Origin of the sequence: Breznakibacter xylanolyticus, from assembly GCF_003254275.1 — a bacterium.
Lineage (GTDB): Bacteria > Bacteroidota > Bacteroidia > Bacteroidales > Marinilabiliaceae > Breznakibacter > Breznakibacter xylanolyticus.
Genome location: NZ_QKZK01000016.1, coordinates 70461 through 93300, shown reverse-complemented (window position 1 = coordinate 93300; position 22840 = coordinate 70461). Strand labels below are relative to the sequence as shown.

Annotated in this window: 18 protein-coding genes; 8 read left to right on the top strand and 10 right to left on the bottom strand. The window is 45.0% G+C overall.

The features are described from left to right. Nucleotides 1–117: 117 nt before the first annotated feature. Together LX69_RS10845 and cysC are read left to right on the top strand one after the other, a co-directional pair. A complete protein-coding gene (locus tag LX69_RS10845) occupies nucleotides 118–2547 on the top strand; it encodes an FG-GAP-like repeat-containing protein (protein ID WP_111446060.1) in 2430 nt (809 codons plus the stop codon). Between the two features lie 396 nt (nucleotides 2548–2943). After that, nucleotides 2944–3495, top strand: coding sequence for an adenylyl-sulfate kinase (gene cysC / locus LX69_RS10840; RefSeq protein ID WP_170124336.1), 552 nt, complete (start codon nucleotides 2944–2946; stop codon nucleotides 3493–3495). A gap of 85 nt (nucleotides 3496–3580) precedes the next feature. Here the strand turns inward: cysC and LX69_RS10835 are convergent, their stop codons facing one another. Beyond that, nucleotides 3581–4162 carry a chromate transporter gene (locus LX69_RS10835; RefSeq protein ID WP_170124335.1) on the bottom strand — a complete coding sequence of 194 codons (582 nt, stop codon included), beginning with the start codon at nucleotides 4160–4162 and terminating at the stop codon, nucleotides 3581–3583. Between the two features lie 4 nt (nucleotides 4163–4166). Continuing rightward, the gene (locus LX69_RS10830) at nucleotides 4167–4715 is read right to left on the bottom strand and encodes a chromate transporter (RefSeq protein ID WP_170124334.1); all 549 of its coding nucleotides are present in this window, start codon (nucleotides 4713–4715) and stop codon (nucleotides 4167–4169) included. Nucleotides 4716–5133: 418 nt separating this feature from the next. Here LX69_RS10830 and LX69_RS10825 point away from each other — a divergent pair, with 418 nt between their 5' ends. Further along, nucleotides 5134–7374 (top strand): PAS domain-containing sensor histidine kinase, encoded by a 2241-nt coding sequence (locus tag LX69_RS10825; RefSeq protein WP_170124333.1) that lies wholly within the window; start codon nucleotides 5134–5136, stop codon nucleotides 7372–7374. A 57-nt stretch (nucleotides 7375–7431) separates the two neighbouring features. Then, nucleotides 7432–8211 (top strand): tRNA pseudouridine(38-40) synthase TruA, encoded by a 780-nt coding sequence (gene truA / locus LX69_RS10820; protein ID WP_111446053.1) that lies wholly within the window; start codon nucleotides 7432–7434, stop codon nucleotides 8209–8211. Nucleotides 8212–8290: 79 nt separating this feature from the next. On the opposite strand, the gene LX69_RS10815 is transcribed toward truA, so the two are convergent. From LX69_RS10815 to LX69_RS10785, 7 genes are all read right to left on the bottom strand, one after another. After that, nucleotides 8291–9034, bottom strand: a complete 744-nt coding sequence (locus LX69_RS10815; RefSeq protein WP_111446051.1) for a shikimate dehydrogenase family protein — start codon at nucleotides 9032–9034, stop codon at nucleotides 8291–8293. A gap of 10 nt (nucleotides 9035–9044) precedes the next feature. Then, nucleotides 9045–9899 carry a phosphosulfolactate synthase gene (locus tag LX69_RS10810; RefSeq protein ID WP_111446050.1) on the bottom strand — a complete coding sequence of 285 codons (855 nt, stop codon included), beginning with the start codon at nucleotides 9897–9899 and terminating at the stop codon, nucleotides 9045–9047. A 3-nt stretch (nucleotides 9900–9902) separates the two neighbouring features. Beyond that, the gene (locus LX69_RS10805; protein ID WP_111446048.1) at nucleotides 9903–11318 is read right to left on the bottom strand and encodes a tetratricopeptide repeat protein; all 1416 of its coding nucleotides are present in this window, start codon (nucleotides 11316–11318) and stop codon (nucleotides 9903–9905) included. Nucleotides 11319–11432: 114 nt separating this feature from the next. Next, entirely contained in the window at nucleotides 11433–12965 is a 1533-nt protein-coding gene (locus tag LX69_RS10800) for a DUF4301 family protein (RefSeq protein ID WP_111446047.1), read from the bottom strand. Nucleotides 12966–13287: 322 nt separating this feature from the next. Beyond that, the gene (locus LX69_RS18155; protein WP_111446067.1) at nucleotides 13288–13860 is read right to left on the bottom strand and encodes a PhnA domain-containing protein; all 573 of its coding nucleotides are present in this window, start codon (nucleotides 13858–13860) and stop codon (nucleotides 13288–13290) included. Between the two features lie 105 nt (nucleotides 13861–13965). Beyond that, nucleotides 13966–14997, bottom strand: coding sequence for a hypothetical protein (locus LX69_RS10790; protein WP_111446046.1), 1032 nt, complete (start codon nucleotides 14995–14997; stop codon nucleotides 13966–13968). Nucleotides 14998–15135: 138 nt separating this feature from the next. Further along, nucleotides 15136–15771: a polysaccharide deacetylase family protein gene (locus LX69_RS10785; protein ID WP_170124332.1), complete on the bottom strand. Its 636-nt coding sequence runs from the start codon at nucleotides 15769–15771 to the stop codon at nucleotides 15136–15138. Between the two features lie 587 nt (nucleotides 15772–16358). On the opposite strand from LX69_RS10785, the gene pgeF reads away from it, so the two are divergent. From pgeF to LX69_RS10765, 4 genes are all read left to right on the top strand, one after another. Next, the gene (pgeF, locus tag LX69_RS10780; RefSeq protein WP_111446043.1) at nucleotides 16359–17111 is read left to right on the top strand and encodes a peptidoglycan editing factor PgeF; all 753 of its coding nucleotides are present in this window, start codon (nucleotides 16359–16361) and stop codon (nucleotides 17109–17111) included. A 379-nt stretch (nucleotides 17112–17490) separates the two neighbouring features. Further along, nucleotides 17491–18399 carry an aspartate carbamoyltransferase gene (gene pyrB, locus LX69_RS10775; protein ID WP_111446041.1) on the top strand — a complete coding sequence of 303 codons (909 nt, stop codon included), beginning with the start codon at nucleotides 17491–17493 and terminating at the stop codon, nucleotides 18397–18399. 20 nt (nucleotides 18400–18419) lie between these two features. Further along, on the top strand, nucleotides 18420–18881 hold the full coding sequence (gene pyrI, locus LX69_RS10770) for an aspartate carbamoyltransferase regulatory subunit (protein ID WP_111446040.1): 462 nt from the start codon (nucleotides 18420–18422) through the stop codon (nucleotides 18879–18881). Nucleotides 18882–18884: 3 nt separating this feature from the next. Continuing rightward, nucleotides 18885–19514 (top strand): flavin reductase family protein, encoded by a 630-nt coding sequence (locus LX69_RS10765; protein WP_111446038.1) that lies wholly within the window; start codon nucleotides 18885–18887, stop codon nucleotides 19512–19514. Nucleotides 19515–19541: 27 nt separating this feature from the next. Here the strand turns inward: LX69_RS10765 and LX69_RS10760 are convergent, their stop codons facing one another. Further along, complete coding sequence (locus LX69_RS10760) at nucleotides 19542–22763, bottom strand: UvrD-helicase domain-containing protein (protein ID WP_111446036.1); 3222 nt, start codon at nucleotides 22761–22763, stop codon at nucleotides 19542–19544. Nucleotides 22764–22840: the final 77 nt, after the last annotated feature.

Below are 22840 nucleotides of genomic sequence, written 5' to 3'. Positions count from 1 at the left end.
AGTTGTATTTTGTTTCGCAACATAAATCTACAACTATAGGGTGAAACCTTCGGGCGGTAACCCTTATTTTATTTTTTGTCGGTCAGTAGTGTTTTTTAATAATAAAAACAATACCTCATGAGGAAGAAACTACTTTTTGTACGCCAATGGCGACAGTGGAACCGACTGGTCGCGAAGTTTAACAAGGTGCACCAGCGGCTGGCCGTGGCCATGGATGCCAATGAGCATAACCAACTGCTCAACAAGCTGAAAACGGTGTTTCACCAGCTCGAAAAAATGCAATCCCACACCGGCATCCGCCTGGCAGGTACCGCATTGGCCCTGGTGCTCACTGCTGCAACGGCCAACGCCCAGGAATTCAAGCTCAAGGGGGATGTGAAGCTGTTTCAGACCGCTGATCTGGAAGCCACCGGAACAATTAGTATGGCTTTTGCCGATCTGGATCAGGATGGCGATCAGGATTTATACCTAGGAATGCGCAATGGTACCATTAACGAATTCTTAAATGATGGAATCGGGAATTTTACTAGTCACGGCACTTTGAAAAATGATTTAAATTCCGAAATCAAGATTGATTATGGATGCATTCTTACATTTGGTGACATTGACTCTGATGGGGATTTAGATTTAATAGCATCTAATGATGCGTGGTACTCATCTGAAATACAAATTTTTAAAAACACCAACGGAGTTTTTAAAAAAGACAATTCACTATCACACCCATTCACATGGATTAATTCGCTTAAGATGGCCGATGTGGATGGGGATGGAGATGTTGATTTACTGATAGGGTTTCAGAATTATTCATATGAACCCCAAATTCCAAGTACGAATAGCGTGATGATTTTTAAAAATGAAGGTGGGAACTTCTCTAATTCGACACCTCTAAAAATAAATGGCACAGCTTTCGACTCATATGACTTCGATATGGCCGATATTAACGGCGATAGTAAAGTTGATTTCATTGACCGCTCTAAAAGTGAACTCCGATATTACCCCAATGATGGTACAGGTACATTTACAAACTTTAATTATCTTCTTGTAAAAGATGCGCAATATGTCCCCAAAACGCCAATGGGTGCCATTGCCGATGTAGATGGCGACGGGATATTGGATGTGTGCAACCTGAACGGGGATAAAATCAATCTCTATAAGGACACTGAGATACCAGGAACATTTAGTAGTTCTGAAAACTTAAAGACTACCGAATCGATGTTAAATAAAGCGCCTTTCACAGAATTCACGTTGGTTGATCTGAACAATGACGGCGTACTTGAATTGTTTTTTAGTTCCAATTCAAATATTGGAACTGCAAAAGCCAATTCTGATGGAGATTTTATTTTTCAGGAATATTTGAGTGAAAACAACACACTCATTACAAGCAATCGTGGATTTTCATTAACGCAGTTAGATCCTTCCGGGCAATTTGAATTGATCATCCCGGAGTATGATTCTTATGACATCATAAATTTTATTGATAAATTCAAGCTGCAGAAATATGCTTATAGTCAAGATGATCAACTAATCAAAGGTGAAATCATCATGACCGGGACTGACAAATTATTAATCGATCGGTTCTCAAATTTTGAATTTGCCGATTTAACGGGTGACGGTTATCCTGACCTCTTTGTGCCTTCCAATAATGACGGAATGATTTATCAATATGCGCAGACCGAAAACGGTTTCCAAGCGCCTGTGGCACTCAAAGCGGGCGAAGAATTCGTTTCTTTTGGGAATGGTACCGTTAACTTTATCTCTTTTGGTGATATTGATAATGATGGGAATCTTGATTTGTTTGTTTCGGGATATTCGAATGAAAGTGAAGCTATAAAGGTATATCTCCAGAATAGTGACAATGAATTTGTTTATCAGGATTACATGTCTGCTGATGGTGATGTTATCAAATCAAACTATAATACCTTCACCAGTATTACAAATAAAACTTGTGGTCTGGACGTGTTTGTGTATGATACCGACAAACTAAACCCCACTTTCCGTCTCCGTCAATACCTCTGGACCGACATCACCGCACCGGAGTTGACTCTACCGGCCGATGCTACCGTAAAAATCGAGATCGGAACACTCACCTATACCGTTAACGGCACCGAATTCGATCCGTTGGTAGCGACCGATAACTGCGATGGGTTGGTTGTAACCAACAATTTCAACAACAGCAGCACATTGGCCGGAGAATCCATTGATGTGGGCACCCACACAGTTACCTGGACAGCCACCGATAAAACCGGCAACAAAACCGAGCTCAGCATGTCCATCGAGGTGAAAGAAAAGGCCTCGTCGTCGTCATTCGCTGCCGGCTCGCCTCTGTCGGTGCTTCCCAACCCCACCGCCGGAAGTGTGACCGTCGAAACGGGCACCGACCAACCGGGCACTTATGGTGTTGAAAGCCTGAGCGGCACACGCCTGTTGAATGGCACCATTGAAAACGGCCGCGCACACATCGACCTGTCAGCCATGCCCAATGGCATCTACCTGGTGCGTGTAACCGTGAATGGTGACACACAAACCGTGAAAATTGTCAAAAACTAATCCACTCAATGAGTGATTTGTAAACGCAGAGACGCTAAGTCGCGGAGAATGATAACTCAATCATTCCCTCCGCGACTCTGCGACTCTTAATATGTAACACTTTTCAGTTATCTGCTTTTATTATTTTAACACAGATTTAAAGTTTCTCAACCTTAAATGATAATCAAAAAAAACGCTGTGCCTCTGTGTTCATTGAAAACTCAGTTCAACTACTTTATAACTCTTTGAGTTATCTGCTTTGTTATTTTAACGCAAGGCGTAACAATATCACTCAGCGCCTTCGCGCCTTTGCGTTTATTTTGACTCAGTGTCATAATACCTCAGCGTTACACAAAGAAGTCACCGAGTTTCCCATAGATAGACCATCACTTAACTCAAATTATGAAACCTTTCAACATGCAACCCCAAGTCATTTGGTTTTTTGGATTATCGGGCGCCGGCAAAACCACCCTGTCAGATGCCGTGGCAAAAACGCTGAGGCAGAAAGGCATTGCCGTGAAACAGCTCGATGGTGACGACCTACGCCGGGGGCTGAACAGTAACCTGGGCTTTTCGCTCGAGGATCGGCTCGAGAACATCCGCCGCAGCGCCGAAGTGGCCAAGCTGTTTATGGAATCGGGCTTCGTAACTCTGTGCAGTTTCATCACCCCTACCGAAGAGACCCGCCGGGTGATGCAACAGGTGTTGCACAATACCCCGCTGACTCAGGTGTATGTGCAGGCATCGCTCGACACCTGCCGCCGTCGCGATCCCAAAGGCTTTTACCTGAAAGTCGATCGGGGTGAAATCAAAAACTTCACCGGCATCGATTCGTTGTTCGAAGCCCCCCGACACCCCGATGTCACCATCACCACCGACCACAGTTCGGTGGATGTTTGTGTACACATTTTATTGGACGCAATTAACCCCACACAACCTTGTGATTCGATGCCGCGCGCAGTTCAATAATTTGTCTTTCATTGATAGCCACACAACAGAGATCATAGGTAACAATGCCCACAAAATAGGAGTAAATCGACGCGATGATGAGCCTTTAACCATGCAAGGCCGGCAAACACAACCCCAGCAGCGCCCCCACCAGCGTCAATAAAATGGCGCCCAGCTTGGTGAGTCGCATCAGGGCAAAGATGATCACAAAAATGATGACGGCCTCCCACTGAACGGCACCCAGCCACGATGTCAGTTGAGCATCGGGCAGGAGAGAAGTACTGTTCATAAAAGCCGCCTGCCCCAGAAAGATAAATGCAGAGCCAATAAGCCCGATGGTGGCCGGCCGAATGCCTTTGAGGATGCCCTGAATGACCACGTTCTCCTTGAACTTACTCAGCACATGCGACACAATCACAATGAGCATGAGCGAAGGCAGCGTCACCGCCACAGTGGCCACAGTGGCACCCAGCGTGCCGGCCGTTTTAAACCCCACATACGTGGCAGCATTGATGGCAATGGGCCCCGGAGTGACTTGCGACAAAGCCACCAGGTTCGAAAAATCATCGTGCGTGATAAAACCAAACGTCTGTATCTCCTGATAAATCATGGGCAAGATGGCGTATCCGCCGCCAAAACCCAAAATGCCAACCTTGAAAAACACATAAAAGAGCTGCAGATATGCCATAGCGTTAAATCTTTTTGATGTAAACGAACCAAATCCATCCCGAGAGGGCTCCAATGAGAATTCCCCAGGCTGCATTGACATTGAAGATGGTGATAAGCAAAAACGTGATGGCCGCCATGGCCCAGGCGAACCTGTTTTTGAGCGACGACCGCACCAAACGAATCACCGTATCGAGTATGAGGGCGGCCGACGTGGCCTTGATGCCGGTAAACACCTTTTGGACGTAGAAGTTTTCTTCGAAATTGACCAACACCACCAGAATGGCAATGATGGAGAGAAAAGCCGGCAAAATGGTTCCCAAGGCAGCCATCAAAGCGCCGGGAAGCCCCCGCAGCCGCAACCCGATAAAAATGGATGAGTTAATGGCAATAATGCCCGGCAGCGATTGCGACAGGGCGATGATGTCGACCATGTCGTCCTGCGTGAGCCATTTGTTTTTGGTGGTGAATTCGGCCTGAATGAAGGGAATCATGGCCAACCCGCCACCAAAGGTGAAAAAACCAATCTTGAAAAAGGTGGTAAACAAATCAACAGAAGAGGGACGTGTTTTCAAAACGCTATCATTATCGGTAAAGACGATTCGGCCCTTTCAGGCACCTTTAAAATGTTGAAATACATTGATTCATCACAGAACAGACGACTATATAACTCCCTTTGCTGAGTTACACTGAGGTTTCTTCGCCTCACTGGTTCTCATGTTTTCTCACTGAAACTCAGTGTGAGTTATTAGTCAGACACGTTGATGAAGATGAGTTAATGCTGGGTTGTAATGCATTCAACAGGCATTCCAACATCCGAATCTATTGGGCATCAAAATTACGTCTTTCCGTCATTCATCGCACCCATCTTAGGACAAAAGGAGGGGGGAGCGCCCCCTTTTTATCGTGTTTTGGGGCATGACAGATCATTTCATCATTGTTTTAGGTGACATTGCTCCCTGAATGTACGAACTTGGGGTTGGAGAAGAAATTATGGAGACAATCACCCTTCCTCACATCCGACGACACCGAATGATCAATTTTAAAAATCTGATCCGTATCACCATTGGCCTGTTTATGATGGCTGTTTTGAGTTATGCCATCCTTCCGGCAACCCCACTGCTGGTATTTGGCAATTTCTTTTTTTTGGCTTGTTCGGGCATGGCTTTTGGCATCCTGCTTTATGTGTGGCAACATCCCCAAACTCCGTCAGACTATCGAAGCAGCTTAAAATTCTTTAGCCTGTCAATGTTCTTTTGGTTCATGGGCGATTTGCTTTGGCTATTCAATGAACTGATATGGCATTTGGAAACTGACCCTTCCCTGGCTGACATTGGGTATTTAATGAATTATCCATTTATCATTGCCGGGGTGTGGGCATTACCCAATATGGAGAAAAGCGCCTTTTACCGCCGCAAAGCGCTCAATGAACTCATCATGATTCTCATCTGCACCGCTGTGATATTTTGGTATCTGGTGGTGTATCCCTTCTTTGTTTCGCAACAAGAGGATATTATAAAAACCCTCCTGGTCATCGCTTATCCACTGGGTGACATCCTGGTGTTTTGGTCCATTGTGATGCTCTTGTACAAATATCCGTTGCGTATGGCCAATCGGGCCATCCGATTGATGGTGGTGGCACTTAGCATCGTGGTGGTGACCGACATTGCTTACACGGCCCTGTCGTATCAAGACACCTACGATACAGGCGATTGGATTGACTTGGGATATTTCGCCTTTTATTTTCTCATGTCCCTGTCCGCTCTTTCCATCAAAGACCAACGGGAAGAAAATGAACATGGAACTGTTCATGTGGGCATGTCGCATCAGGAGTGGGTGACATATATTCCTTACGCATTTTGTTTGTTGTTGTATGGCTTATTGTTTTATCTGTTTTACACCAACAGCACAGCCAACATGGCCATTCTCTATATCGGAGGATTGTCATTACTGCTCTTACAAGTGCGGCACATGCGGTTAATTTATGTCGATCACAAGTCACTCACCAAAGAGATTCTCTTCTTTAATCAACACTTGGAACATAAGGTGATTGAACGCACCCAGGATCTCTATCAACTCAACCAAAAACTCTATAACGAGATACAGGAACATATTCAAACCGAGAAAAACCTTCGGGAGAGCGAACAGCGCTTCCGCACATTGGTGGAGACCTCGCCCTATGGCATCGCTCTGTGTTCGATTGATGGTTACTGGATCATGAGCAATCATCAGGGAGCCATTAGCTTGGGCTATCATAATGCCGAGGCGATGATTGGAAAAAAAGCCATTCGTCACGTTGAGGAATCGGACCGTAAATATGTGCACGAAGAATTCCTCAAATTACACCAGCAGTCTAATCCGGTTTGTCTGATTCTCAATATTGTTCGTACCGATCGATTTACCATCCCTCTGGAAGTGAGCGCCACCATGATACGCGACGAACATGGTCTGCCCAAGATGATTCTCATCATTTCGCGCGACCTCACAGAATTACGACTCACCGGTGAGTTGCTAAAATATAAAAATCAAGAACTTGAAAATCTCAACAAAGAAAAAGACAAGCTTTTTTCAATCATCGCGCACGACTTACGCAGTCCCTTTTTCTCTATCATCGGGCTGTTGGATATATTACTAAAAAAGCAAAATCTTTTAAACGAACAGGAGCGCCACGAGTATCTGGAGATGGTAAAAAACTCGGCACAAGAAACCCTGACCATGATTGAAAACCTGTTGGAATGGTCGCGCGTGCAACAAAACCATCTGGCCATCAAAAAAACGCCATTGAAAGTGAACGAAATGGTGGGTGAGGTCATCCGCACAGTGGCTCCAACGGCCACCCTCAAACGCATTCATATCGACACCGAGATCGCAGAAAATTTGGAGGTGCAAGGCGACCCCAACATGCTGCGTACCGTGTTCCGAAATTTCGTGGGCAATGCCCTCAAATTTACCCATCCCGATGGCGTAATCACCATTACAGCTCAACACCACACCTCCAATACCGAAATCATTGTTTCGGATACGGGCGTGGGCATAGAAGCCGATAAACTGGACACACTATTTTCGGGGACAATCTCCGGCACAACCCGTGGTACCATGGGTGAAAAGGGCACCGGCCTGGGTCTGTCGCTGTGCAAAGATCTCATTGAACGCCATGGGGGCAAAGTATGGGTCGAAAGCCAGCCCGGCAAAGGGAGTCGCTTTGGTTTTTCGTTGCCCAACCTGTCGAATTGAATAAAGAGCTAACCATTTTTGCCTATTTTTGAAGCTCAAACAAGCCCTCTGCTCCCAATGACACGATATTTTATTGAACTGGCATATAACGGATCCCGCTACCATGGCTGGCAAATACAGCCCAACGGAATTACCATCCAGGAATTACTGCAAGATGCCTTTTTTAAAGCCACTCGAGTGCAAACGGACATTACCGGGTGCGGCCGCACTGACACCGGGGTGCATGCATCCTATTTTGTGGCACATTTCGATATGCCGGAACCATTGGTTTCGACCCTAGCCTGTCTTGAAAAGGTGAATCGAATTTTACCCCCCGATATTGCGGTATATTCCATACAGGAAGTAGAGCCGGAGGCACACAGCCGTTTCTCGGCCGTTGCCAGGCGATACGAATATCGTTTGTCACTGTACAAAAACCCGTTTCAGACCCAACAGGCATATTTCCCCCGGTTCACGCCCGATTTTGAAAAAATGAACCAAGCGGCAGCATTGCTTTTCAATTATCAGGATTTTACCAGCTTTAGCAAGCTTCACGGCAATGCCAAAACCAATATTTGCCGCATCGACCTGGCACAATGGGAACAGCAAGGATCAACATGGGTGTTTACCATACAGGCCGATCGCTTTTTACGCAACATGGTTCGTGCGATTGTGGGAACACTTTTGGAAGTAGGGCGTGGCAAGATATCCGCCGAACAATTTTGTGACATCATTGAACGCAAGAATCGTAGTGAGGCCGGGATGTCGGTTCCGGCTCATGCACTGAGCCTGGTGGACATACACTATCCGGCGTCGGTATTTAAGCCAACGCCGGGGTATTGGTTGCCGGTACGTTAACCCCGGTCTTTATACAGGGGTGGATAGCCATCAGACCCTTCTAATACTACAAATTGCTTCAATGAGACGGAATGGATAACTATTCATTCCATATCTTCCAAGCCTCGTCGGCCTGAATGTGCAACATCTCCAACCCATTTTTAATAGCAGCCCCCCTTTCGAGTCCTTTTTGGAGGAAAAGGGTCACTTCGGGATTGTAAACCAAATCGTAAAGCAGGTGTTCGGAAGTGAGTAAGTGGTAGGGAATATCGGGACAAGCATCCACTTTGGGGTACATGCCCAATGGCGAAGCGTTGACAATCACGGTATATTCCTTCAGAAGGGCATCGTTGAGACGTGCGTATGTCAGCATTGTGTCATCGACTGGCGTGCGAGAGACATAAGTGCAAACGAGGCCCAACTTTCCCAAGGAATAAGCGACCGATTTCGCAGCCCCACCGGTACCCAAAATCAAAGCTTTGGTGTGATGAGACTTCAAAAAGGGCTCAATGGAGCGGGTAAAACCAATGGTGTCGGTATTATACCCCGTGAGGGTGGGTTTGTCACCATCCCAATTAAATTTAATAACGTTGACAGCACCAATTTCGGCAGCCACAGGGTTGAGACTTGTGAGAAAAGGCATCACCTGCTCTTTATACGGAATGGTGACATTCATGCCGGAAATTCCTGGATACTGCTGTAGTAATGCAGGAAAATCGTCAATGGAAGGGATGGGTAACAAATGGTAAACCCCGTCGATGATCTCCCGCTCAAATTTGGCGGTAAAATATTTTTGAGAGAAAGACTGCGATAGGGGATACCCAATAAGTCCGAATGTTCTCATTTTGTTTCTTTTATAATGGAATAAAAAAAGCCTGAGACCTTCGTGGTTTCACACAGGACTCAGGCATATAAATCATTTCAAGATGGTCATAACAACTCTTTGGGGAGAAAAACGACAGCAAAGTGTCGCCACGGAGCCCCTGACGAAGCGTTTCGAGAGGAATCATCTCGTAAGGCGCAATGTTACCCAGGTTCACATTGGCACCCATGTGCTGAATGAACCAGACTTGTTGGTTCTTTTGAGGGGTCTCCCATATAATTTTAGTTTGCTCCACTTGTTGCTCAATATCGGCAATCAGCTTGGTATTGGCCGAACCGTCGGCGTTGAAAATGCCAATGGTTCCGCTTTCGCGAGCCTCGGCAATCACTTTCCAGGCACCGGCTTGCAACTCACTGCGCATCATCATGATCCACTCATTATTGGTAATCACACGTCCGGCCAGCTTGGAACCCACTTCGCTCAATACGGTGTAGTCTTTGGCCAATCGTTCGATGTATTTCAACTTCACATCATGATCCATTTCGATGGTACCATCGGATACTTCGACATATTTCATTTGATATTTCTCCAAGTAACGGAGAAAATCATCAAACATGCCTCTGATCACAAAGGCTTCGAACAGAGTTCCGCCAAAATAGGTTTCGATACCGGCCTGACGGTACACATTTAATTTATCGGCTACGTTATTACAAATCAATGAAGTTCCAAAACCAAACTTCACCAGGTCGGTATATTCGCCCGACACCGAACAAAAATCTTCCGCTTCGCGAAGGCTGAGGCCTTTATCCATCATCATGGTCACACCCGATTGGCGAGGTTTAGCCGGTCGTTCGGGGAGATAAGGCAATTGGTAATTTAACGTCATGGTCTATTTTACGTTCTTAGCTTTTTTATTGATGAGTTTTGTGATTTCAGGGGCATTGAGCAATTCGGGGAACTCGGTGAGCACCACTTGAAGGTCGTCGGGCTGACGACGACGTCCTACTTTGAGGTATCCCAACGCAAGGTCTTTGTCTTGCGCAAATTTAAAATAAATGACAGCCGCCATGTACGAAACAGCTCCCACAGTGGGGTATTCAACCAGGGCGCGGTCAATAAATTCAATGAAATTAAACAGGGGATCTTTCTCGGTATGGAGCTGCACCAGTTCAATCCAAGCCCATATTTCTTCAGGATCCTGCATCAATCCTTTTTCAATGCAGGCGATGGCCTTGTCGTAAGCCATCAGTTCACGATAGGCTTTGCCCAAAGCAAAGCAATAATCCGGATTTTTGGGTTGCAAACGCACAGCCTGTTCAAGCGGGTATATGCTTTCAGCAATTCGGCTGCTGTTCATCAACGACGTACCAATACCGTACCAAGCATCTGCAAATTGAGGATTATGCTCAATCACCATTTCATAATAACGAATGGCTTTATCGACCTGCCCCAACTGTTCGAGACACTCCCCAATGTATTGAAAAGTCATGGTATTTTCGAACCCATAGGAAGCATAAGTGAGGTAACAATCCAATGCCATCTCAAACTGATCGAGATGTGCATAACTGTTGCCCATATTGAAAAATGACTCGCTGTGATCGGACACAATGGCTATTGAGAACTCATAAGCCTCAATGGCCTTGGCAAATTGCCCTGTGCGATTATAAAGGATACCCAAATTGTACCAGGCATTGTCAAAGAAGGGATTCATATCCAACAATGTGGAGTATGCTTCAATACCGGCCTCGTCATCTTCGGTGCGTTCGTAAGCATATGCAAGTTCGAACCACATGTTTTCGTTATGGGGATACCGATCACAGCCCTTTCTCAGGTAGTCAACAGCCAATTCAAAACACCCTTCCTGGTTGAGATTAAAACCAATATCGAGCAGAAAACTTTCTTCATCATTCCCTGCAAAACGTAAAGTCTCATCGAAATATTTCAAAGCATTAACATCATCGCCCTTTTTGAGACACAACCACCCCATCGACATGAGCAATTCTGGGCTTTGGGGATCAAATTTAAGATGGTACTCAATGATTTCGAGGGCTTCATCGAAAAATCCTTGTTCAGATAAAACAATGGATAATTTTATTTGAAGAGGAATGGCATCGGGATGTTGCTTGAGACCAATTGAAAGAATCTGTTCGGCCAAATCCATTTGGTTGGTTTCCAAATAATAGTCAAACATGTTCTCAACTTCGTGAACATCAAAATACTGCTCACGAAGATGTTGATTCATCGCTTCAAAACGTTGAATCGACTCATTGGTGTCATCAAAATGTCCTTGCAAGAAGTCCTGCATATATTTGATTTAGTACGTTGCAAAACTACCAAATTATTGCGAATTCCAAGCATGAAGTTATCAACAACAAGCCCCATCGGCCAGGGAGAGGCGAATGGGGCTGTGTGTCGTGGGTCACGATTTGACGGGCTGATGTTCTGCTCGAAGCAAGTCGTTGATGGTTTTAACGGGATTAAAAGTGGTCAAAGGGACTTCGACAAACATGGTTAGCCAGTGTGCCATGGCTCCGTTCCATAAGCCCGGTAACTCCAATGCTTTAAGAGGACGACCGTTTTGAGACTTTTCGGAAATGAATCCCGTGTCAGGATCCACATAGAGCAAGAGGTTGAATTTTTCACCCCGATAGTTCTTCACGGCACACACCAAATCAACAGGATTAAAATGAGAACTTCCATCAAAAACCGCCTTTCGCGCCGCATTAGAGAGGTCAATTTGAGAACTTTCAACAATTTGCAACGACAAACTGTTGTCGCCATTCATCACCCAAAAAGGCCCCCCTCCGGGTTCTCCCAGATTTCGCACCATCCCGCACACACGCATAGGGCGGTTTAAATAGGTGTGAAGTTGTTTTTTTAAATGTACATCGTCGGCATTTTTTACGATGTCGGGCAATTGCAACAACAAATCCTTTTCAAGTTGTGGGATGATTTGTGTGCGAATGGTTTTCAACTCCAGCTGGTCGAGATTCGAAAGCACCTCAAACACTTTTTTGCGCATTCGACATAATGTTCCGGCCAACACTTTTTTGTAGGTTACCGTTTCAGCCACGCGGTGTTCGGGAACCACATTGTCGATGTTTTTGATGAAAATCAAGTCACTATCCAAGTCATTGAGGTTCTCAATAAGCGCCCCATGCCCGGCAGGACGAAAAAGCAAGTCACCCGAGTCTGTTCTGAAAGGTTGATTGTCAGGGGTAACCGCCAAGGTGTCGGTTGCTGTTTTTTGATGGGAAAAAGAGACTTCGATGCTCACATCGAACCGCTTTTCATATTCACCTTTTTTAGCGTCCGTAATTTGTTGAAATAAGGCTTCATGCTCGGGACTGACCGTGAAATGAAGCTTGGCTTTTCCCCGTGCATCACGACCGTAAAGTGCAGCTTCCAACAGATGCTCTTCGATGGGGGTACGGGCCTGCTTTCCTTGACCATGAAACTTAAGCACCCCTTTGGGCAAACCGCCATAATTCATTCCGGTATTCAGCAGGAAAGTGCTCAAAATCTCCTCAGCATTGTCTTTGCGCACAGACAATTTTTTCAAATCCATGCCCATGCACTTCTCCAGTTCGTCAAAAAATGGGAAATCAGGTAAGCGCTCAATGAACTCGGCAACAGGCTTTGGCATCTCAGCCGGAGCCTCATCGGAGAGTTTATTGAGGTAATCGAACAAGGCCTTGAACATGCGGGTTGCAGCACCGGATGCTGGCACAAATTTGGTGATTGAGAGACCATTTTTGACTTCATCGTCAAACATTTGCACGGCATGTTGTGTCGCATTAGTATCGACTCTTAATATGCCATTGTCAACAGTGGCAGCTTTAACGATGTTCATAAAGGGAAAACCATCTTTGAAATGGGAGAGTTGCATTTCAATTTTCTCAATGGTGATTCCTTTTTGCTCTAATTGTAACTGATCATTTACAGATAACATGTTGTTAAGGTTTAAGTTGAATTTTTTTTTAAGTATTGAACCAGCACAAAATCTGGATATATGAAAATACAAATCTTTTTTATTCGTTAACAATTTTGCGAATGTTTTTTCACGACAAATTGTCGACATTGTACTTCAGTGATGGGGATGAGGGACTAATGAATCAAGTTGCAAGCATCAACGGTATACATGTATCAAGAAAGAAAAAACAAGCTGCCATCAACAATTATGCTTGATGGTTTTGGAAATGATCATCATAGGGCATTAAAAAAAAACCGCCAGACTTTCGTCAGCGGTTCTATCACATTTATGATCTAACCCATTAATTGGATTTTTTCACGTACTGGGTTAAAATCACGATCTGTTGACCTTCAACTTTTCCTTCGATGTATTCGGCATTATCGGGGTCGAGACGGATACCGCGAACTGCGGTACCCCGCTTGGCTGTGAAACCACCTCCTTTAACATTTAAATCTTTAATGAGCACCACATTGTCGCCATTCTGGAGTATGTTGCCATTGCTATCGACATGTTTGATGGCGTCTTCGTCTTCAACACCGGCTTTGGCCCATTCGAGGGTTTCCTCATCGAGATACAACATATCCAACAGATCCTGTGGCCATCCTTCGGCTTTAAGACGATGCAACATACGCCAAGCCATCACCTGCACAGCAGGAACAGTACTCCACATGCTATCGTTGAGACAGCGCCAATGATTGGCATCGGTTTTAGAGGCATCGGTTATTTGCTCAAGGCAAGTGGGGCACACCAACACGTGATCATCGGCATTTCCCTTGCGCACAGGAGCCACTTCAAACCCTTGTAAATCGCCGTTTGCACCACATAATTCGCAAACGTCGCCGCTTCGGGCTTGTAATTCTTTTTCAAAACTCATGAGCTTATTCGTTAAATTCAAAAAATATGCGCAAATGTAGGGTTTATTCGGGAAATGACAGGATGAAATGGCAATGAGTTACAAACAGGCAGTGGGGCAATCATGTCATTGATACTGAATGTAAATGGGTTGAGGTTTTAACTTCATCAACTCAGGAGCCGTTAACAACCGATGAGGAGATTTACGAAGATCGTTTTTATAAAAAATCTTGAATCCTGTAAACTGAACGGGCTCCCGAAAAATGTAGTCCTTGTAAGTGCTATACTTAAGAACCGGCTCCCCCCATCCATCCATATTGATGACCACCTGCACATTCGGGTGAAGTTTAATTTGACGATAGTGCTTCACCATGCCCTGAGTAAAACGATGAACGACCAGTATTTTAGGTGGTAACTTGTATTCATCCACCAAAGCGGCCAAATGGTCGATGCAAAAATTAATGTCATCGGCGGTGAGATACCCAATAACCCGGCCGGGTACTTCACCGTCTTTCATCGAAAATTCAGGGTCAACGCCCAAATGAACATTGGGCAAACGCAGATATTTATCCAAGCGGGGAGTTTCGCTCATCACCGTGCTGTGTCCAACCTGAATATCAAGAAAAAGAATGGCTTTTCCCATCTTCGCGATAGCAAGAGCAGAGTCGATTTGATGATCGGGCATACGCATGCAGTAGCTGCTATCCTTCATTGGATGCCCCTGAGCCACCACTGCGATGTAATGAATGGCCGGTTGCACAGGCGTTAAGGAGTCGATTTGTTGCCATGTCTGAACTTCTAAGTTCAATCGCCGCCACACTTCATCAGGGGGGTACTCGCCCAAAATACCCATTCGCCGTGAATAGAGATTCCCATAATAAGCCACAATACGGTGAAAAGGCAATAAGGCGCCCGGGGGCGGAAATGGCTGATTTTTCACCGGCCATCGACCCGATGTGTCGCCATTGGCCAAACGATCAATGATGTTGAGATACGAAACGCTATCAACGGTGACCATCACGGGCGCAATGCTATCCCGGGACTGAATCACGGCGGAGTGTGATTTTTCGCTTTGACTGCAGGCTACATTGCCTAGCATCCCCACCAAGCCCACTCCTAAAAGAATGAAAATAAACAAACAAACATGTGGTAATTTCATGGTGGATGCGATGAAGGTTAAAATGAACGTTTCATGCTACGCAACAATACTGCGGGAGAGATGTCGGGGACAATGATGCGACGAACTGTTTGTAACGGAAATAATGTGTCACGCTTATCAGCCAAAATGAACGACAATTTAAAGTAATAACTCATCTGCTGAGCGGTGGAATGATTGAAAACTCCATTGGGATAAGCCCAGCAATCGATCGATCGGTTGGCCGGTGAGCTCCTGAAGCATTTTTTGCGGTTCGACCACCTGTTTCAACCAATCGTTCGCCGTAAGATATTGTGTTGCCATGGTGTGATCCCAACTATGCAGCCCGATGATATGGCCACGCTGCGCCAATTGTGTAATTTGACTTTTTGATAAATAATTGGGTTTATCACATGTGATGGTCATAATGAAAAAAACACCTCTGAATCCGTATTGCTCCAGAATTGGGGCAGCAATGGTATAATGCGCCACCCGTGAGTCGTCAAAGGTTAACATGACGGGCTTGGAGGGAAGAGGCTCGCGATTCACCCTATAATCGTAAAGTTCAATGGGCGTGATGGCGTAATATCCGCTATCGTAGAGCATTTTAATATGAGCCTCAAAGGTGGCCTGCGAAACCTTATAATTGGCTTTCGTTCCATTCTCGATGCGGTGGTAACATAATACTGGGACTTGAGGCATGGTCAGAATGGATGGCGTATCGATGCGTTCGTCTGAAGTAACCGACAGGGTATCGATGGCAATGAATGGTTGTTGCTTATTTACGGAGTGAGGCACACAAGAAGTTACTATCACTATATTGAAAGCGAGGCACATGCTCAACAATATTCGCTTGAAAACTCTTTGCATCACACAGCACGATTGAATTATTAATATACACCATTCAGTGGGCGTGAGGGTGTTAAAATTGTCATTTTTTGACGAATTAATCAGACCTTGTGCTCCACAACACTGAGGTTTGATTCGTACCAACTTCGTACCTTTTTCGCCCCTTGTTCGACTCCGGGTCGAAGCGGTATCGAAGCGGAGTCGAAGAACAGTCGAAGCAGTCCCGAAGCAGGGGCGAAGCGGACCCGAAGAAGCACTCATAATTTGACTTGGCTGGGCTTAAAAACACATCATTGGTTATATATAAATCAAGAGATGAGTTAATTACGCGGAGTCCTTGATGACGGTAATATTACTGTCATTTTTTGTTTCGATAACAGATAACCAGCAATGCCATGCGTTAAGTCATCGTCGACAACAGCCATGAAAATTAAATGTGTCGCATTAAAAGCAGTCCCCCCCCCCCGAAGTCAAACGATTTTTGGCGCTTAGACAACAAACCTGTCGAACTTTAGAGTAATGGTTATCTTTGCCAAATGAATTCTACAACTCAATCGGCTCACCACGAGTCCAACATACACATCTTACTCACCAACAGGAATGGTGGCTTTAGTCAGGCACCCTATCACAGCATGAATTTGGGAACTCATGTCAATGATCATTTACCGCATGTGCTGTCCAATCGGCAAGCTTTAGCCAATCGCTACGGACTCCGGGTGGAACAATTTGTATATATGAACCAGGTACATGGCAATAGCGTCGCAGTTATTGAAAAAGCTGACGGAACCATTCCCCAATGTGATGCCATGGTGACACAGACTCCGGGTGTGGTACTAATGGTATTGGTGGCCGACTGTGTTCCCATCGTCTTGAGCGATCCTTCAAGGCAAGTGGTGGCCGTTGCCCATGCGGGTTGGCGGGGAACCGTATCGAAAATCACCGCAAACGTTTTGAATGTAATGAATGACATGTATGGCTGCCAATCTCAAGATATTCAGATAACCATAGGGCCAGCCATCGGTCGATGCTGCTATCAGGTGGGGCATGAGGTGATTGAAAGCGTTCATCAAAATTGCCCCGAAGTTATTTCGGCCTTGATTCCCCAAGGGGATGCCACCCATTTTGATTTGCATGCGGCCAATCGACAAATATTAATCGAAAATGGCATCAACCCCAATCAAATTCACCAACATCAGCAATGTGTGTGCTGCCACAGCGAACAATGGTTCTCGTATCGGGCATCGAGAGGACGAACCGGCCGTTTTGGCATGGGGGTATGGATACAATGACGTTGTTGATAAATATTTTTCTTCGTGAACGAGAAAAGTAGGGTAAATCGTTATACTTTTGTTTTTCGGTATGATTTCCGAACAAATGATATTACAAGCGTTGCTCAATCGGGCAAATAATGGTGATTTCACTGCTGTTTCATTTGTTTCAGAAAAATCAAACAACATCTCCAATGAGTTGATAAATTGTCGTTTGCCTGATATTATCAGGCATTTTTTTTGTCCTCATGTATTCCATCGTCACACACCACTTCATAATCCACATCCAACATGAAACGAGCCATGTTTAACGCTTCGACACATAAGAAAGACGAAGATCGGTGCAGCCAATGACTATTGGCGAGTTCCATGTGACCATTGAAAAACAAATTTTACACACATGAAAAATATGAGTCTGGTGTCCATCACCGATTTTTCACGCGAGGAAATATTGCACATCCTCAAGCTGGCAGCAAAATTTGAAGCCAATCCCAACCAAAAACTGCTTGACGGAAAAGTGGTAGGCTGCCTGTTTTTTGAACCATCCACCCGCACACGACTGAGTTTCGAAACGGCAATTAACCGCTTAGGCGGCAGGGTCATTGGATTCTCCGATTCCTCATCGTCATCGGCCACTAAAGGCGAAACCCTCAAGGACACCATCAAAATGGTGAGCAATTACGCCGATTTAATTGTAATGCGTCACCCACTTGAAGGGAGTGCACGGTATGCCGCCGAGCAGTCGCGAGTGCCAGTGATCAATGCAGGCGATGGAGCGAACCAACATCCCACACAAACGCTTCTGGATCTTTACTCCATTCAGAAAACACAAGGCAAACTCAACGATTTGGCCATCGCCATGGTCGGAGATTTAAAATATGGACGCACCGTGCATTCGTTACTCATGGCCATGTCACATTTTCAACCCATGTTTTACTTTGTGGCTCCCGACGAATTGCGATTGCCCGATGAATACAAGCGTTTTATGAAAAAAGCGCACATTGCCTTTCACGAATATCGCGATCTTAACGAGGTAATTAATTATACTGATATTCTTTACATGACCCGAGTGCAAAAGGAGCGATTTGCCGATCCCATGGAATATGAAAAAGTAAAGAATGCCTATGTCCTTCGCAACGAGATGTTGTCCCAATCACGCAACAATTTGCGCATCCTTCACCCGCTTCCACGTGTAAATGAAATTCACACCGACGTGGATGTGAACGAAAAAGCCTACTACTTTCAACAAGCCGAAAATGGTGTTTACGCCCGCATGGCCATCATTGCTCATATTTTAGGGTTAGCCTAATGCTTTAACAACGAGTTATTATGAACAAAAATAAAGAACTTAAAGTCAGCGCCATCAAGAACGGAACCGTGATTGATCACATTCCGGCGCAGCAGTTATTTAAAGTGATATCGATTTTGGGGTTGGATAAAATACAAAACCAAATCACCTTTGGAACCAATCTCGAAAGCGGACAATTGGGGCACAAAGCCATCATAAAAGTATCAGAGAAATTTTTTGAAGATAACGAAATCAATAAAATTGCCCTGGTAGCCCCACGTGCCAAACTCAACATCATTCGCGACTATGAAGTGGTGGAGAAGCGCGAGGTTCAGATTCCCGACATCCTCGTTGGCATCGTGAAGTGTGTGAACCCTAAGTGTATCACCAATAACGAGGAAATCACCACGCGATTTATGGTTGAAGACAAATCAAATGTGACGCTCAAGTGCCATTATTGCGAGAAAATCACCACTTCAGAACACTTTATGATTTTAAAATAAGTAATGACATCAAAAAAAGAATCCAATTCAGCTGCAACGACACACGCGAAAGTCGATTGGAAACCCGGAACCATGATTTATCCCGTGCCGGCAGTAATGGTGAGTTTGGGTGACACGCCCGAGGAGTATAACATCATCACAGTGTCGTGGACAGGAACAGTATGCACAAACCCGGCCATGTGCTACATCTCGGTACGTCCCGAACGTCATTCGTACGAAATATTGAAGCGCACCGGCGAGTTTGTCATTAACCTGACAACAAAAGATTTGGCCTATGCCACCGATTGGTGTGGGGTGAAATCGGGTCGCGACCACAACAAGTTTGAGGCCATGAAGTTGACACCGGCACCTGCCACGGTGGTGAAAGCTCCTGTAATTGCCGAATCCCCCCTGAACATTGAGTGCCGGGTGACTCAAATAATCCCCTTGGGATCACACGACATGTTTTTGGCTGAGGTGGTGAACGTCAGAGCTGATGAACAGTATATACACCCCGAGACGGGCACATTTGAGCTCCATCGCTCCGATCTGTTGGCGTACTCGCATGGTCAGTATTATACATTGGGAACAAAAATTGGTCGTTTTGGGCATTCTGTTGAAAAAAAGAAAAAGAAAACGATCACGAAAAAGTGAGCAGATTAAAAAACTGCGGGCAAATGTTTAAAACAAAGTAGGATGGGAGGGAGTCACCTTCACCACCTTATTTTCACTCACATACCACAAATATCCTTCCACCTTTTCATACTTCATACGAGCCGCCAGGTTGACATAATTGGCAACCTGGCGTTCATGTTCTTTGGCATGTACGTCGCCAAACTTATAGTCGATGATTTTTAATACCTTATCGTCGAGCACCACCCTGTCGGGACGAAAAGTACCCCTTGCCGACAATAATGATCGTTCATTCAACACCACCAAACCGGCTTTGAACCACAACGCCACTTCGGGAGCCGCGATGAGCTGACGAACGTATGATTGCATGTGATCGACATCGTCAGTGGTGATCCATCCCTCTAACACCAGCTGATTGACAGCTCTTTCAATGTCTTCATGCGTTTTAATCAGCTCAAACAAACGGTGCATCTGCTTGCCTTTGTTAATTTGCAAACGAGAGGATTGATCCATAAACCCCTCACTCTCTTTAAAAATTGCCACCCTATCGGCATAAGGCCAGGTGTGCATCATGGGCAATGGCCAGGTTGAAAACTCAGGTGTTTGAGCCTGATGGGATGGCGAGTGGAGCGCACATGGGGGCAAATCACCCACCAAAAAAGAATCATCATTCCCCAACTGTTGCTGCGATTGCACATCGGCAATGATCTCAAAATCGCGACGCACCATTGGGTCGCTTAAAGAAAGAAAAAGCAAATCACCAATGGTTTTGAATTTTTCTCCGGGTAATGGGCAAAAGCAAAATAAACCGGCACATGCACGGGTAAAGGCCACGTACAATAAGTTGAGGTTATCAACGTAATTGTGCAGATGCTCATCGAGATAGTTATTGGCAAAATAGGTGTCGAGGAGCTTCTTATCGAATCGCACAGGGATGTAGTCGAGTTTGCTAAAAGGGTCTTCGCACCATAAAATGGCTTTGTGTTTGGAATCTTCGAGCTCCCAATTGAGAAAGGGCATGATAACTGTTTCAAACTCGAGACCTTTCGACTTATGAATGGTCATGACACGGATGGCATCCTGGTCTTCGGGCACTGACACCGAACGCATTTTCCCCTCAGCTTCCCACCACTCAATGAAACCTGCCAAGTCGGCCATTTCATTCTGCACATACTCGATCACGATATCGGTAAATGCTTGTAAAAAAACACCTTCGGAGACATGTCGATTGGGAGGAAGTTGCTGAACCAACCGCTGCACCAAGTCAATTAAGGGCAACCCCTTAAGTTGTAATATATTTTTGGTGTCGATGACCGTATGTAACAAATCGGCTTCCACACCATCGGATTCATCGGAAGTCAGCACAGAGGAGTACAAGTCAATGTATGCTTTGTAGACCTGATTTTCGTGACTAAGAATGTGACAAAGCTGATTGACCACCATCATCACAGCCGCCGAACTCCCTAGAACCAAGGCTTCATTTGAGACCACCGGGTAGGGCCGGGAACTGTATTGCCCCGACAGCAGGGCATTGGTCACCAGTCGTGCCTCGTCGGTTTTGCGTACCAAAAAACAGATGTCTTTAAATGAATACCCCTGTGAAATGATGTCATCCACCTTTTGAATAGCCAGTTTGACTGCCATTTCCTGATATTCGGCCTTTGTGTTGCCTTCAATAAAACGGATGTGTACCTGTCCGCCAGAATGAATATTTTTTGCAGCGACCTTTTGTTTGACATCGTGATAGGCTTCGACAATGCGGTCACCCCATTTTTGCGACAGAGCAGCATCCGCATGCACTAAATCGGCATTAAAATCGGCTTGCAAAACATTAGATGCTTTCTCAAAAACACGGTTGTTGAACGCAATAATGGTCTCACGGCTTCGCCAATTGGTATCCAAATTCTTTTCGAAATAACCCTGGTGCTCAAAATCTGTTTTGACCTGTCCTGCCAATAATTTCCAATCAGAGTTACGCCATCGATAAATGGATTGCTTCACATCGCCCACCAGCAAGCTATAATCATCGGCCGCAAGGCTGTTGCCAATTAAAGGCCGAAAATTGCTCCACTGTAATGTTGAAGTATCCTGAAACTCATCAATCATGAAGTGCTTATACCGGGTTCCGCTTTTTTCATAAATAAATGGGGAATCATTTTCATCTATAATCCTATTGAGCAGTCGGTTAGAATTGGATAATAAGAAAATACCCTCTTCCTTGCAAATCATATCCATCTCGTTGGCAATATCATTGAGAATGGCCAATGCATTAAAATTTTGTAATATGACATTTGCCGTATTGTAGGCTGGTAAATGCTTATCATAAAATTCAATCACTTCGCTCAATTGATTATTAAGCCCCGCATGATAGAGAGGCAAAATTTTAGATTCGGCCTGCTTATTGGTTTTTAAATACCATGTGTCAGGGGCATTCAAATATGCCTTGAGATTGGGTAATTTATCAAAGTTTTTATGGAGCGCCAGGTTTTCAATGACTTTGAAGGGAGTATTGGATTTTTTGATGAAATCGTCCCACGTAACTCCATGCGCCTTCATCATTGACATCATGCTTTGCCCATAAGTCACCATGGTATCATTAAACGTATCAACCACCCTCTTGAGTTCATTTTTATAGGACTCCAAAAACAATTTGTCATTGAGTTTTTGAATAAAAGAAGCATGGAAGCCCTGAAAGGTTTCAGCATTGACCTGTCGACCCAGCTGCATAATTTCATCTGCAATGTTCCAGCTTTTTCCACCCTCCATACGCTCGTATGAAAAATTGATAAGCCACTGACGAAGTTCTTGTTTATCAGGCTGTCCCAACTTCATCACCAAACGATCGACCGCCAGTTGCAGAATTTTGGTGTTGTTAAGCTCGGTTTTATAACCACTAAACAATCCAAGTTCCTGAATAAAAGCCCTTATGATTTTTTGAAAAAAGCTATCGATGGTTGAGATAGAAAAACGAGAAAAATCGTGCAACAAAAGGTGCAAAATTTTCTCGGCCTTGCGACGTACCGCTTCTTCAGAACCCGCTTTTTGAGCCAGTTCTGCCATCCAATCGCTATGCAAATTGGTAGTCCACAATTCGTAGAGTGATTTGATGATGCGCCCTTTCATTTCTGCAGTGGCCTTGTTGGTAAATGTGACGGCCAGGGTATGTCGATAGTCCTCATCGTGAGCAAAAAGCAAATTAATAAATTCGCGGGTGAGGGTATAAGTCTTTCCGGAACCGGCAGAAGCTCGGTATATTTTGAGTGTGGACATGCAGAAACGATGAATTGAAGATGATAAAAATGCAAATAAAAGCGCTCGACACCAAGGCTGCAATGAAAAAATATTGG